The sequence below is a fragment of the Pantoea sp. EKM10T genome, assembly GCF_011800685.1.
GTDB lineage: Bacteria > Pseudomonadota > Gammaproteobacteria > Enterobacterales > Enterobacteriaceae > Pantoea > Pantoea agglomerans.
Genome location: NZ_JAALEU010000007.1, coordinates 1 through 14883, shown reverse-complemented (window position 1 = coordinate 14883; position 14883 = coordinate 1). Strand labels below are relative to the sequence as shown.

6 protein-coding genes are annotated in these 14883 nt (G+C 57.6%); 5 read left to right on the top strand and 1 reads right to left on the bottom strand.

All coding sequences use genetic code 11. The annotated features are described in order from the left end of the window. The first annotated feature begins 84 nt into the window (after positions 1-84). The 4 genes from recC (at position 85) to recD (ending at position 11842) form a co-directional block, all read left to right on the top strand. Positions 85-3462, top strand: a complete 3378-nt coding sequence (gene recC / locus HFD95_RS14150) for an exodeoxyribonuclease V subunit gamma (protein WP_167430387.1) — start codon at positions 85-87, stop codon at positions 3460-3462. A 108-nt stretch (positions 3463-3570) separates the two neighbouring features. Continuing rightward, positions 3571-6468, top strand: a complete 2898-nt coding sequence (gene ptrA, locus HFD95_RS14145) for a pitrilysin (RefSeq protein ID WP_167430386.1) — start codon at positions 3571-3573, stop codon at positions 6466-6468. After that, positions 6465-10004, top strand: a complete 3540-nt coding sequence (gene recB, locus HFD95_RS14140) for an exodeoxyribonuclease V subunit beta (protein WP_167430385.1) — start codon at positions 6465-6467, stop codon at positions 10002-10004. Before ptrA ends, recB begins: the two co-directional genes overlap by 4 nt. Continuing rightward, positions 10001-11842, top strand: a complete 1842-nt coding sequence (recD, locus tag HFD95_RS14135) for an exodeoxyribonuclease V subunit alpha (RefSeq protein ID WP_167430384.1) — start codon at positions 10001-10003, stop codon at positions 11840-11842. The genes recB and recD overlap by 4 nt, the downstream gene beginning before the upstream one ends. 50 nt (positions 11843-11892) lie before the next feature. Here the strand turns inward: recD and argA are convergent, their stop codons facing one another. After that, positions 11893-13221 (bottom strand): amino-acid N-acetyltransferase, encoded by a 1329-nt coding sequence (gene argA / locus HFD95_RS14130; RefSeq protein WP_010248624.1) that lies wholly within the window; start codon positions 13219-13221, stop codon positions 11893-11895. 232 nt (positions 13222-13453) lie between these two features. On the opposite strand from argA, the gene amiC reads away from it, so the two are divergent. After that, positions 13454-14698 carry an N-acetylmuramoyl-L-alanine amidase AmiC gene (gene amiC, locus HFD95_RS14125; RefSeq protein ID WP_010248623.1) on the top strand — a complete coding sequence of 415 codons (1245 nt, stop codon included), beginning with the start codon at positions 13454-13456 and terminating at the stop codon, positions 14696-14698. The last annotated feature ends 185 nt before the right edge of the window (positions 14699-14883 follow it).

Here is a 14883-nt window from a genome sequence, read left to right as displayed (position 1 = left end):
TTTGATGGGTTTCAACCGCGATACGCGGTAAAGTGACAGAGCCGCAATACCGCAGTCACGTTCTGAGTTATCACAGGAGTTTTCATGTTTCACGTTTATCACTCAAATCAGCTTGATGTGCTGAAGATTCTGGCGGCTGCGGTGATTAAACATGACCCTCTTGATGATCCTTTCGCCTCAGAAATGGTGCTGGTGCAGAGTCCGGGTATGGCGCAGTGGCTGCAGATGGAGCTGGCGCAAACTTTTGGAATTGCTGCCAATATCGAATTCCCGCTGCCTGCCAGTTTTATCTGGGAGATGTTCGTCCGCGTACTGCCCGATATCCCGGTAGAAAGTGCTTTCAGTAAGGCCAGCATGGGCTGGAAGCTGATGCACCGGCTGCCGGAGATGCTGAAGCATGAAGAGTTTACCTCTTTACGCCACTATCTCCATGACGATGGCGACAAGCGTAAACTGTTTCAGCTCAGCTCCCGCGTGGCCGATCTGTTCGACCAGTATCTGGTCTATCGTGCCGACTGGCTCAACAGCTGGGAGCGTGGCGAAACCATTGAGGGGCTGGGCGAGGCGCAGCGCTGGCAGGCCTCCCTGTGGCGCGATCTGGTGAGTTATACCCAGGCCCTGCGCCAGCCTGAATGGCACCGCGCTAACCTCTATGCGCGATTTATCCAGACGCTGGATCAGGCGAAAAGCACGCCGGAAAATCTGCCCAAACGGGTCTTTATCTGTGGCATCTCTGCGCTGCCGCCGGTCTATCTGCAGGCGTTGCAGGCGCTGGGACGTCACATCGACATCCATCTGCTGTTCACCAATCCCTGCCGCGATTACTGGGGCGATATTCAGGATTATGCGTTTCTGGCGAAACTACAAAGTCGTCAGCGCCTACGCCATGGTGCTGATGAATCACGCGGACTCTTCCGGGATGCTGAGCAGGCACCGGCGCTGTTTAACGACGCTGGTGAACAGCAACTGACCAACCCTTTGCTCGCCTCCTGGGGCAAGCTGGGACGTGACAACCTGTTTCTGCTGAGTCAGATGGAGTCAAACGACGACATCGATGCTTTTGTCGATGTGGAGCCGGACAACCTGCTGCACTGTATGCAGCACGATCTTCTCAATCTGCAGGATAACGCCATCATCGGACTGAATGCGGCGGAACTGGCACACAGCGATCAGAAGCGCTGCCTGGATCCGGAAGATCGGTCAATTGCGGTGCAGGTCTGTCACAGTGCCCAGCGCGAAGTTGAAGTGTTGCAGGATCATCTGCTGGCGATGATGGAGGCCGATCCGACGCTGAAAGCACGTGACATCATCGTCATGGTGGCGGATATCGACGCCTACGCCCCTTTTATTCAGGCGGTGTTCGCCAATGCACCTGCCGATCGCTATCTGCCGTTTGCGATTTCAGATCGCCGTGCCAGTCAGGCTCATCCGGCCATTGTGGCGTTTTTGCATCTGCTGGCACTGCCGGACAGCCGTTTTGTCTCGGAGGATGTGCTGGCGCTGCTCGATGTCCCGGCGCTCGCTTCCCACTTCGCCATTGATGAAAGCGGCCTGCGTTTACTGCGGCGCTGGGTCAGCGAATCGGGGGTACGCTGGGGGCTGGATGATGCCAGCGTAGAAGCCCTGTCACTTCCGGTTACCGGCCAGCACACCTGGCGCTTTGGCCTGCAGCGTATGCTGTTGGGTTATGCGATGGAGAGCCACAACGGTGACTGGGAAGGAATTCTGCCTTATGACGAGTCGGGTGGTCTGGTGGGGGAGCTGGCGGGACATCTGGCCGAGCTGCTCTCCCGGCTTAATCACTGGCGGCAGCTGCTTGCCGAACCCCGGCCACTGGCGGCCTGGCTGCCCATGTGCCGGGAACTGCTCAATGCCTTTTTCAGCCCCGATGCAGAAACCGAGGCCGCCTTGCTGCTGGTGGAAGAGCAGTGGCAGCAATTGATTGAATATGGCATGGATGCGCGGTTTGAAGAGGCGATTCCGGTGGCGCTGTTGCGCGATGATCTGCGTAGCCGGCTTGATCAACAGCGCATCAGTCAGCGTTTCCTGGCGGGGCAGATTAACTTCTGTACCCTGATGCCAATGCGCTCCATTCCTTTTCAGCTGGTCTGTTTGCTGGGCATGAACGACGGCGTCTATCCCCGTACTTTAGCACCGTTAGGTTTTGATCTGATGCAGCAGCAGTCCCGCAAAGGCGACCGCAGTCGCCGCGATGATGACCGCTATCTCTTCCTGGAGGCGATGATTTCGGCGCAGCAGCAGCTCTATATCAGTTATATCGGCCGGGCGATTCAGGATAATACGGAACGCTACCCCTCGGTGCTGGTCACAGAACTGCTGGATTACATTGGACAGAGTTTTTATCTGGACGGTGATGGCCATCTTGAGCTGGATGAGAGTGCCGAACGGGTGCGGATGCACCTGCAGCACCTGCACAGCCGGATGCCGTTTGCCGCCGAGAATTTCCAGCCTGCTGCCAGACTGCAAAGTTTCGCCCGTGAGTGGCTGCCTGCTGCGCGAGGCGCGGGGCAGCCGCAGCCCGATTTTGTGCAGCCGCTGGAGGCGCCGTTAATTGACGCGCTGACGCTGGAGGCGTTCCTGCGCTTCTGGCGACATCCGGTCCGGGCCTGGTTCCACCAGCGGCTTGGCGTGAGTTTCTGGCTGGAGGAGAACGAACTGCCCGACAGCGAGCCGTTTGCGCTCGACAACCTTGAGCGTTATCAGATTAACGCGCAGTTGCTGAATGCCCTGGTCGAAGGCGAGGATACTCAGCGGCTTTATGCGCACCATCGTGCGGCCGGTAATCTGCCTTATGGCGCGTTCGGTGAGCTGTTCTGGCAGGCGCAGCGCGATGAGATGCAGGAAGTAGCGGCAGAAGTGGTCACCCAGCGCAGCGACGGCGAGAGCTGGGAAGTGAATCTGCAACTGGAGCAGGTCAGCTTAACCGGGTGGCTGACGCAGGTTCAGAGTGATGGATTGCTGCGCTGGCGGCCTGGCGTACTCAACATGAACGACGGACTGCTACTCTGGCTGGAACATCTGGTCTACTGCGCGCTGGGCGGCACCGGCAGCAGCCGGATGTTTGGCCGGCAGCAGAGCCGCTGGTGCTTCCTTGCTGTGCCGCAGGCAGAGGCGATTGCTGCGCTGAATGAGTATGTCACGGGGTATCTCGCGGGTATGCGTCAGCCGCTGATGCTGCTTAACAAAAGTGGCGGCGCATGGCTGACCGCCAGCTACGACAAAAAAAGTCAGCAGTTACTGACTGATGAGGCAACCCAGCTTAAGGCGCGTAATCGCCTGCTGACGGCCTGGTCAGGCAGCTATCAGCTTGAGGGTGAAGGCAGCGATCCCTATCTGCAACGTCTTTGCCGGGTGCTGGATGAGCCACAACTACAGCAGATAACTGAGGCGGCACAGCGCTGGTATTTACCGGTACTGGCTGCACATCAGGATGATGAATAGCCGATCAGAAGGCGTTTTTGCTGACTGACTCATTACACAGAAATTTTGCTCTGCTTTGAGCCGCCGCGTCCGACATTGGCGGTTTATCGGGAAACGAGAGGGGTTTACATGCGGGTACACGCACGCTGGATAGCGGCGCTAATGTTAAGCCTGATGGCTTGCACAGCGCAGGCGCAGGAGCAGGCATCATCAGGCTGGCAGCCGGTTAACGACACTATTCGCAAAAGTGAACAGGATCCCCGCCACTATCAGGCTATCCGGCTTGATAATGGGATGACGGTGTTACTGGTTTCCGATCCTGTGGCACCGAAATCGCTGGCGGCGCTGACGCTGCCGATAGGATCGCTGGACGATCCCGATCAGCAGGCGGGACTGGCGCACTACCTTGAGCATATGGTGCTGATGGGTTCAAAGCACTACCCGCAGCCCGATAACCTGGCCGAATTCCTGAAAAAGCATGGCGGCAGCCACAACGCCAGCACAGCCTCTTACCGCACCGCCTTTTATCTGGAAGTGGAAAATGACGCGCTGGAACCGGCGGTTGATCGCCTGGCGGATGCGGTGGCTGAGCCGCTGCTGGATCCGGTTAACGCTGACCGCGAGCGCCACGCCGTGAATGCCGAGCTGACCATGGCGCGCTCGCGCGATGGCCTGCGTATGGCCCAGGTCGGCGCAGAAACCCTGAACCCGGCGCATCCGGCGTCACGTTTCTCGGGCGGCAATCTTGAGACCCTGAAAGATAAGCCAGGCAGCAAACTGCACCAGGCGCTGCAGGACTTTTATCATACGCATTACTCCGCCAATCTGATGAAAGCGGTGATCTATAGCAACAAACCGCTGCCGGAGATGGCGTCGATTGCGGCTAAAACCTTTGGCCGGGTGCAAAATCATGACGCCAGCGTGCCGGAGATTACGGTGCCGGTGGTGACCGATGCGCAGCAGGGCATCATCATCCATTACGTTCCGGCCCAGCCGCGCAAGCAGCTCAAAATTGAATTCCGCATTGCCAACAACAGCGATCGGTTCCGCAGTAAAACCGACACGCTGATCAGCTATTTAATCAGTAACCGCAGCAAAAACACGCTGACTGACTGGTTGCAAAAACAGGGGCTGGCCGACGGGGTGAATGCGGGCGCTGACCCGATGACCGAGCGTAACAGCGGCGTGTTTGCGATTACCGCGTCACTGACTGATAAAGGTCTGGCGCAGCGCGACCAGGTCGTGGCGGCGATATTCAGCTACATCAATCTGCTGCGTCAGCAGGGGGATGATAAGCGCTATTTCGATGAAGTTTCGCATGTGCTGGCGCTCGACTTCCGCTATCCCTCAATTACCCGCGATATGGATTACATTGAATGGCTGGCCGACACCATGCTGCGCGTACCGGTTGAACATACGCTGGATGCACCCTATCTGGCGGATCAGTACGATGCCGCCGCGATTAATGCCCGGCTGGAAGAGATGACCCCGCAGCATGCGCGTATCTGGTATATCAGCCCGCAGGAGCCGCACAACAAAAAAGCCTATTTTGTGGATGCGCCTTATCAGGTTGAGAAGATCACTCCACAAACCTTTGCAGACTGGCAGCAGCGCGCCAGCCAGATTACGCTGGCGATGCCCGTGCTGAACCCCTATATCCCGGACGACTTCACCCTGTTACCGTCAGACGGCAAAACGTATCAGCATCCGGTGAGACTGGATAACCAGGATGATATGCGTATTTACTGGATGCCCAGTCGTTATTACGCCAGCGAGCCAAAAGCGGCGATCACCCTGGCGTTACGCAATAAGCACACCATCAGTGATGCCCGTCAGCAGGTGCTGTTTGGCCTGAATGACTACCTTTCCAGCCTGGCGCTGGACGAGCTAAATTCACAGGCTTCAGTGGGCGGCATCAGCTTCTCAACGGGTGAAGATGAAGGGCTGGTGTTCAGCGCCAACGGCTTCACCCAGCGTCTGCCGACACTGCTGAAGAAACTGGTGGAAGGTTACGCCACTTTCCAGCCGACAGAACAGCAGCTGGAGCAGGCGAAATCCTGGTATCTGGAGCGGCTGGACGCGGCGGAAAAGGGCAAAGCGTTTGAACAGGCGATTCAGCCGATGCAACTGCTGTCGCAGCTGCCATATACCCAGCGCGAGGCTCGCCGCAAGCTGGTAAGCACACTCTCACTTAAGGATGTTACTGACTATCGCGATACGCTGTTCCGCGACGCGACGCCGGAGATGCTGGTAGTGGGCAACCTCAGTGCTGACAGCGTGACGCAGCTGGGGCATGAGCTCAAACAGCAGATGCAGAGTCATGCGACCCGCGACTGGCATAGTCAGTATGTCTCGATTAAAAAACCGCTGAAAGCCAACCTGCAACAAAAAGGCAGCAGCACCGACTCCGCCCTTGCCGCGCTCTATGTTCCACTGGGATACAGTGAATATCAGAGCATGGCGCACAGCTCCATGCTGAGCCAGATTGTGCAGCCGTGGTTCTACAATCAGCTGCGGACCAAAGAGCAGCTCGGCTACGCGGTGTTTGCCTTCCAGATGCCAGTGGGTCGCCAGTGGGGAATCGGCTTCCTGCTGCAAAGTAACAGCAAACAACCGGGCTGGCTGTTGCAGCGCTATCAGGCCTTCTACCCGCAGGCGGAAAAACGTCTGCGCAGTATGAGCCAGGCAGACTTTGCCCAGTATCAGCAGGCGATGATCAATGATTTGCAGCAGCGTCCTCAGACGCTCTTTGAGGAAGCGGATCGCTTTAGCCGCGACTTTGATCGGCAGAATGATCATTTTGATACCCGGCAAAAAATGACAGAGCAGGTTCAGCGGTTAACCCCGGCCAGCCTGGCAGACTTTTTCCGGCAGGCCGTGATCGAACATAAGGGCATGGTGATGACCTCGCAGATTGCAGGCACCGGCAATGGCAAAGTTGAGTTTGCCCGTCAGGCTGGCTGGAAAACCTGGAGTGAAGTGGCACAACTGCAGCAGTCGCTGCCGGTAAAGAGTGAGACCCAATGACGCAGTTACCTCCCGTATCGCTGAATCCTTTAACGCTGCCGCTCAGAGGCGAGCGGCTGATTGAGGCGTCAGCGGGGACCGGAAAAACCTTTACCATTGGTCTGCTCTATCTGCGCCTGCTGCTGGGGCTGGGCGGTGGAAACGCCTACAGCCGGCCGCTCTCTGTCGAAGAAATTTTAGTCGTGACCTTTACCGAGGCCGCGACCGCCGAATTGCGTGGGCGCATCCGCGAGAATATTCATCAGCTACGTCTGGCCTGTATCCGCGGCAAAAGCAGCAATCCGATGCACCAGTTACTGCTGGAGCAGATGCCGGATCTGAGTCAGGCCGCCGCGCAGCTGCTGGCTGCCGAGCGGCAGATGGATGAAGCCGCCATTTTCACCATTCACGGCTTCTGTCAGCGGATGCTGAATCTCAATGCCTTTGAGTCGGGCATGCTGTTCGAGCAGGAGTTGATTGAAGATGAGCAGGCGCTGCTGAAGCAGTCGGCCGCCGATTTCTGGCGTCGTCAGTGCTATCCACTGAGTCTGGATGTGGCGCGGATCATCGCCGCAGAGTGGAGCGGGCCGGACAGTCTGCTGGCCACGCTGCGCCCCTGGCTACAGGGGGAGTCCCCGGGGCTGAAACGTCCGCCTGCCGCCGATGAGACGCTGGCATCACGGCACGCCCGCAATCTGGCGCGCATCGAGGCCATCAAGCAGCAGTGGCAGGCGCTCAGCGCCGATGTTGAGGGCATTATCACTGCATCTGGCGTTGATAAGCGCAGCTACAGCAGTAAACATCTGCCCAACTGGGTCGCCCGCGTCACGCAGTGGGCCAGCAGTGACACGCTGGATTATCAGCTGCCCAAAGAGCTGGAGCGCTTTGGACAGCAGGTGCTGGAGGAGAAAACTAAAAAGGGTGAAGCGCCGCGTCATTCGCTGTTTGAGGCGATCGATCAGTTTCTGGCAGAACCGCTGTCGCTGCGGGATGTCATCATTGCGCAGGCGCTGACCGATGTACGCGCCACAGTGCAGCGCGAGAAACGGTTACGTGCACTGTTAGGCTTCGACGATCTGCTCAGTAAACTGGATGAAGCGCTGCAGCAGCCAGGTGGCGTTTTGCTGGCAGAAACCATCCGGGCGCGTTACCCGGTGGCCCTGATTGATGAATTCCAGGATACCGATCCGCAGCAGTACCGCATCTTCCGCACGCTCTATATTAATCAGCCTGAACAGGCACTGTTTCTGATCGGCGATCCTAAGCAGGCGATCTATGCGTTTCGCGGTGCGGATATATTTACCTATCTGCGGGCCAGAAACGAAGTCAGCGCTCACTACACGCTCGATACCAATTGGCGTTCATCACCTGAGATGGTCGGGAGCGTCAACCGCCTCTTTTCTCAGCTCGATTCGCCTTTTCTGTTCTCGGCGATCCCCTTTCAGCCAGTTAAGCCTGCGGCGCCCAATCAGTCGCTGAAACTGATTTTTGACGAGCAGCAGCAACCGGCGTTACGGTTCTGGCTGCAGCCTGGCGAGGGCGTGGGTAACAGCGATTACCAGCAGTTTATGGCACAGCAGTGTGCGGCCGATATCAGCCGCTGGCTGGTGGCCGGACAGCAGGGGCGCGCCCGCCTGGGCAAAGGCGAGGCGCTGCAGCCGGTGCGGGCTTCCGATATCACCGTGCTGGTGCGCAGTCGTAATGAGGCCGGTTTAATCCGCGACGCGCTGAATGCGCTGTCGATTCCTTCGGTCTATCTCTCCAGCCGGGACAGCGTCTACACCACGCCGGAAGCGCGCGAACTGCTCTGGTTACTGCAGGCGATACAGGCACCTGAGCAGGAACGTCTGCTGCGCAGCGCGCTGGCGACCTCAATCTTTGCTATTGATGCAGCAACGCTAGACGCGCTGACACAGAATGAACGCGAGTGGGATGCGCTGGTGGAGCAGTTTGCCGTCTGGCAGCAGCTGTGGCATCAGCGCGGCGTGTTACCGATGCTGCGTGACGTGATGATCAGGCGGCAGCTGGCAGAGAATATGCTGGCCTCGGAGAACGGTGAACGTCGCCTGACCGATCTGATGCATCTGGGTGAACTGCTGCAGGAGGCTTCGGTGCAGCTGGAGAGTCCGCACGCCCTGGTGCGCTTCCTGGCGCAGCAGATTGCCCGGCCAAACAGCCAGGCCTCCAGCCAGCAGTTGCGTCTGGAAAGCGACCGCCATCTGGTGCAGATCATCACCATCCATAAATCGAAAGGACTGCAATATCCGCTGGTCTGGCTGCCATTTGCTGCCGGGTTCCGCGAGGCGGCCAGCGCGCTTTATCACGATCGCGACACGTTCACGGCACTGCTGGATGTGCAGGGTGATGCACAAAGTCTGGCGCTGGCCGAAGAGGAGCGCCTGGCGGAGGATCTGCGTCTGCTCTACGTGGCGCTGACCCGTTCGGTCTATCACTGCAGCGTCGGCATTGCGCCACTGATCAAAGGCACCCGCAAAAAAGAGGGCGAAAGCGATCTGCACAAGAGCGCGCTGGGCTACCTGGTGCAGCAGGGCGAGGCGGCGGATGCGCAGCAGCTCACTCAGCGACTGAATGCGTTAACCGGTGAAGGGATTGCGCTGGTTGAAGAGGCTCTGCTGCCGGGAGAAATGTGGCAGGATGCGCAGCAGGGCGATGAGGTTTTAAGCAGCCGCGACATTACGCGCGCGCTGGCTGACGTCTGGCGGGTAACCAGTTATTCAGGCCTGCAACAGCATCACAGCTCGCCGCTGCTGGATGCGATGCCCAACTTTGATATTGATGCCGCGGGCGAAGAAGAGAAGGGTGAAGAGGCTGCATTAACACCCCACCACTTTCCGCGCGGAGCGGCACCTGGTACGTTTTTGCACGGTCTGTTTGAGTCGATCGACTTTACCGAACCGCCGGACAGGGTCTGGCTGGAAGATCAGCTGCAGCATAATGGCTATCCGCTGAGCTGGTTGCCGGTTCTGGAACAGTGGATTGACCGGGTCTTACATACGCCGCTCAATGCTGAGGGGCTGACGCTGTCGGCGATAAAAAGCAGCGAACGCCTGATTGAGATGGAGTTCTATCTGCCGATCAACAATCTGCTGACTGCGGCGGATCTTGACGCTCTGCTGCGCCGGCACGACAGTCTCTCTCAGCAGGCCGCCCCCCTGGATTTTCGTCAGGTGCGGGGCATGCTGAAGGGCTTTATCGATCTGGTCTTCCGCTGGCAGGGAAAATATTATCTGCTCGACTACAAATCGAACTGGCTGGGGGATAGCCACGCCGCTTACACGCCAGAGGCGATGGCGCAGGCGATGATTGGCCACCGCTACGATCTGCAGTATCAGCTCTATACGCTGGCGCTGCATCGCTATCTGCAGCATCGTTTGCCGGACTACGACTATCAGCGTCATTTTGGTGGGGTGTTTTATCTGTTTTTGCGCGGGATGGATGGCAGCTCGCCGGACAACGGCATTTTCGCCACCCGACCTGCTGAAGCCTTTGTGGAAGAAATTGATGCACTGTTTGGTGAAACCGGGGAGATGTTATGAGTGACATGCTGAGTCTGCTGCTGCAGGCGGTAGAGAAGCGTCTCCTGCGGCCGCTGGATATACAGTTTGCCCAACTGGTGGCCCCGGAATCACAGCCTGGGCTGCTGCTCGCTGCGGCCTGCGTCAGCGCTGACGCGGGTGAGGGGCACGTCTGTTTACCGCTGAGCAACCTCTGCGAAGCGAATCTGTTCGCTGGTCGCCAGCCTGCGCTGGCTCAGGCGATCTGGCACGCTGCTGGTGCGCCGCAAGACTGGACAGCACGCTTTGCTGACTGGTCGGCTGTCAGTGATGGCAGCCTGGTTACGCCGCTGGTGCTGAGCAATCAGCGTTTATATCTGCATCGGCTGTGGCAAAGCGAAGGCCGGGTCGCCGACTTCTTCGCTGCGCAGGAAGTAAAAACTGCGTTTGATATGCATGCTGCAGGCGACGTGCTGAATAGCCTGTTTGACGACCAGCCGGAGAACTGGCAGAAAATTGCGGCGGCCGTGGCGCTGACCCGCAAGACTGCGGTTATTTCCGGCGGGCCGGGTACCGGTAAAACCACCACTGTGGCGAAACTCCTCGCTGCCCTGATTCGCCTGAATCCCGGTGCACTGCGGATTCAGCTGGCGGCACCGACCGGCAAAGCCGCCGCGCGACTGACCGAGTCACTGGGCAGCGCACTGCAGGATCTGGCGGTCAGCGACGAAGAACGCCGGCGTTTTCCTGCCGAAGCTACCACGCTGCATCGCCTGCTGGGCGCTCAGCCCGACACTCAGCGGCTGCGCTACCATGCCGGTAACCCACTGCATCTTGATGTGCTGGTGGTTGATGAAGCGTCGATGGTCGATCTCTCAATGATGGCAAAACTGATCGCCGCGCTGCCTGCCCATGCCCGCGTCGTGTTTCTGGGCGATCGCGATCAGCTGGCCTCGGTCGAAGCCGGTGCGGTGCTGGGCGACATCTGCCGCTGCACCGAAAGCGGTTACAGCCTGGCACGGGCTGAACAGCTTGCCCTGCTGACCGGCTGCACACTGCAGGGCAGTGACGATGTGCAGGCACCCGCAGTCCGCGACAGTATCTGTCTGCTGCAGAAGAGTTATCGTTTTGATGACTCATCTGGCATCGGCCAGCTGGCAAAAGCGATCAACCGTGGCGATGCAGAGCAGGTCAGAGCGGTGTTTGCTGCGGCTTATGAGGATATCAGTTACCAGCCGCTGAACAGCGCTGACGCTTATCAGGCGATGCTGGATGAGGTAGCCCAGGGTTATCAGCCCTTCCTGCAGCTCATCAGACAGCAGGCGCCGCCCGCAGAAGTGATTGCCGCTTTTGGCCGTTATCAGCTGCTGTGTGCATTACGTGACGGGCCATTTGGCGTGCAGGGTCTGAACCAGCGTATTGAGCAGCGACTGATGCAGCTGCAGCGCATCCGTCGTCCTGGCATGGGCAGCCGCTGGTATGAAGGGCGTCCGGTGATGATCACCCGAAATGACAGCGCGCTCGGCCTGTTTAATGGCGATATCGGCATGACGATGCGGGATGAAGAGGGCAACCTGAAGGTCTTTTTCCCGCTGCCGGATGGATCGATCAAGGCGATTCAGCCGAGCCGGTTACCCTCACATGAAACGGCCTGGGCGATGACGGTGCACAAATCACAGGGCTCGGAGTTTGATCATACCGCGCTGGTGATGCCCACGCAGTTTCTGCCGGTGCTGACCCGTGAACTGGTCTATACCGCGATTACACGTGCACGGCGGCAACTGACCATCTACAGCGAACCCGGCGTATTTCAGCGTGCCGTGCAGCTGCAAACGCAGCGTCGCAGCGGTCTGGTGGAGCGACTGGGGGAATCTGGCTGAGAAGAGAGGGGACAGACCACGCAGGGGGTGCCTGTCCCTTACGGATTGAATCAGGTGAGATCGGCCATCAACACTTTTGAACGGCGCTGATAGTTATACATCTCTTTTTTACTCTCGGGCAGGGACTCAATATCTACCGGCGTAAAGCCGCGTTCCTGAAACCAGTGGATGCTGCGGGTGGTTAACACAAACAGTTTTTCCAGCCCCATCTGGCGTGCCTGAAGTGCCACGCGCTGCAGCAACATCTCACCGCGTGAAGAGCTGCGATAGTCAGGATGAACCGCCACACAGGCCATTTCGCCAATCTTCTCATCCATAAACGGATAGAGTGCTGCACAGGCGATGGTCAGATTATCGCGCTGAATGATGGTGAACTTATCAATTTCCATTTCCAGCTGCTCGCGCGAGCGACGCACCAGAATACCCTGCTGCTCCAGCGGACGGATCAGTTCGAGGATGCCGCCGATATCATTGATATTGGCGCGACGGATCTGCTCTGCCGACTCCATAACGATCTGGGTACCGATACCGTCGCGTGAGAAGAGCTCCTGCAACAGCGCGCCATCTTCCTGATAACTGATTAAATGGCTGCGGCGTACACCACTGCGGCAGGCTTTCACCGCCCCACGCAGGAAGCGGACAGTCCCGGAAAGATAATCGCCTTCCTTTTCAATCTCATCGATACGGGCCTGCGCATCATTCGGGAAAAGCTCGGAGATGATTTCACCTTCGCTGTTCAGCACGCCCTGCTCAGAGCAGAAGCCGATCATTTTTTCCGCTTTGAGTTTAATCGCCAGCTGGGTAGCCACTTCTTCCGAAGTCAGGTTAAAGCTTTCGCCGGTAACAGAAACCGCAACCGGGCCCATCAGCACAATCGCATCGTTATCCAGCTGACGATGAATGGCCTCTTCATCAATACGACGGATACGGCCGCTGTGACAGTAATCCACGCCATCATCCACGCCCAGCGGCTGTGAAATAATGAAGTTGCCGCTGACCACGTTGATATGCGCGCCCTGCAGCGGCGTGTTGTTGAGACTCATTGAGAGGCGGGCCGTGATATCTAACTGCAGTCGGCCAGCGGCCTGCTTCACTAACTCCAGCGATTGCGCGTCGGTGACCCGGGTAAACTTATGGTAAACCGGCTCCAGCTGCTGCTGAGCCAGGCTGGCATCAATCTGCGGGCGTGCGCCATACACCACGACGAGGCGAATGCCCAGGCTGTGCAGCAGGCCGATATCATTAACGATGCCAGAGAAGTTCTCATGCTCAATCGCTTCGCCACCCAGCATGATGACAAAGGTTTTACCCCGGTGGGCATTGATATAGGGAACGGTATGGCGAAAACCCTGAACCAGTTCGGTACTACGTTCCTTCACGGCCAACCCTCAGTGAATGTTTATTCGTATTTTTTGTATTTTTATGCTTTTACGTCCGGTTTTGCAAGTCTTAATCCTGACGAAAATTTACGTTTTTCTGGGTGTCAAAGCCGCTAACAGCCTGCATTATTTAGGGTTTCCGGGGTGACATCATGCTGCGGATTGGATAAAGTTTTCGCCGCCATTTTAGTAACTGGCGCTTTTTTAGACATTACACAGCAGCTGGAGCGGCATGTCAGACGTTAATTCCCATTTTTCACGCAGACGATTTTTACAGGGGACGGGCGCCTTACTGCTGTTAAGCGTCAGCCGGACAGGGTTGGCGGCGAAGAACCACATTGTGGCGGTGCGTATCTGGCCCTCATCGACCTACTCGCGGATGACGCTGGAGTCCAATGTCGCGCTGAAGTACAAGCAGTTTGCGCTGAGCAATCCCGAACGCCTGGTGATTGATATTCAGGGGCTGCATCTCAATCCGGTTCTGAAAGGGGTAGATAAGCAGGTTCGGGTCGACGATCCCTTTATTAAAAATGCCCGTGTCGGTCAGTTCGACAGCAACACGGTGCGCGTGGTACTGGAATTAAAGCGCAACGTCGCGCCGAAGATCTTTAATCTCTCGCCGGTCGCCGGGATCAATCACCGGCTGGTGGTCGATCTCTATCCGAGCCAGAACCAGGTTGAGGACGATCCTCTGCTGGCCCTGCTGAAAGATTACAACCAGGGCGATCTGGAGAAAGATGAAGGGGTGCAGGCGCCCTTACCCGGCAAAGCGGGGCGCGATCGTCCGATCATTATCATGATCGATCCCGGTCACGGCGGGGAAGATCCGGGCGCGCACGGCAAATATAAGACCCGCGAGAAAGATATTGTGCTGAAGATTGGACGGCGACTCAAAGCGCTGATCGATAAAGAGTCCAATATGAAAGCCTATATGACGCGTAATGAAGATGTCTTTATTCCGCTGCGCGTCAGGGTTGCCAAAGCCCGTAAACAGCGTGCCGACCTTTTTGTGTCGATCCATGCGGATGCCTTTACCAGCCGCGCGGCACGTGGCTCTTCAGTGTTTGCCTTATCAACCAGCGGTGCCACTTCGGCGGCGGCTCGTTTCCTGGCTCAGACTCAGAATGAATCAGACCTGATTGGCGGCGTCAGCAAAAGCGGTGACCGCTATCTCGATCACACCATGTTCGATATGGTGCAGCGTCAGACGATTCATGACAGCCTTAAATTCGGCAAAGAGGTGCTGCATCGCATGGGGCGCATCAACCATCTGCACAAACGCACCGTGGATCAGGCCGGATTTGCGGTGCTGAAAGCGCCTGATATCCCGTCAATTCTGGTCGAGACGGCGTTTATCAGTAATGTGGAGGAGGAGCGCAAGTTGCGAACCACCCGTTACCAGCATCAGGTGGCAGAGGCGATTCTGAACGGCATCAAAGCGTATGTGGAGAGTGGGGCGGCACTGGCCCATCGGTAAAAGAGTGCGGGTAGCCGGGCTATCCGCGCGCTTTTCAGGGCAGAAAGAGGCTAAAGCGGCTTTTGGGAACGTCAGAAACAAAAAAACACCCTTTCAGGTGTTTAAATGATTGGTTGCGGGGGCCGGATTTGAACCGACGACCTTCGGGTTATGAGCCCGACGAGCTACCAGGCTGCTCCACCCCG

What these genes read in the sequence shown, in the direction of transcription:
- recC (WP_167430387.1), top strand. Translation starts at nt 85, where the DNA reads ATGTTTCACGTTTATCACTCAAATCAGCTTGATGTGCTGAAGATTCTG.
- ptrA (WP_167430386.1), top strand. Translation starts at nt 3,571, where the DNA reads ATGCGGGTACACGCACGCTGGATAGCGGCGCTAATGTTAAGCCTGATG.
- recB (WP_167430385.1), top strand. Translation starts at nt 6,465, where the DNA reads ATGACGCAGTTACCTCCCGTATCGCTGAATCCTTTAACGCTGCCGCTC.
- recD (WP_167430384.1), top strand. Translation starts at nt 10,001, where the DNA reads ATGAGTGACATGCTGAGTCTGCTGCTGCAGGCGGTAGAGAAGCGTCTC.
- amiC (WP_010248623.1), top strand. Translation starts at nt 13,454, where the DNA reads ATGTCAGACGTTAATTCCCATTTTTCACGCAGACGATTTTTACAGGGG.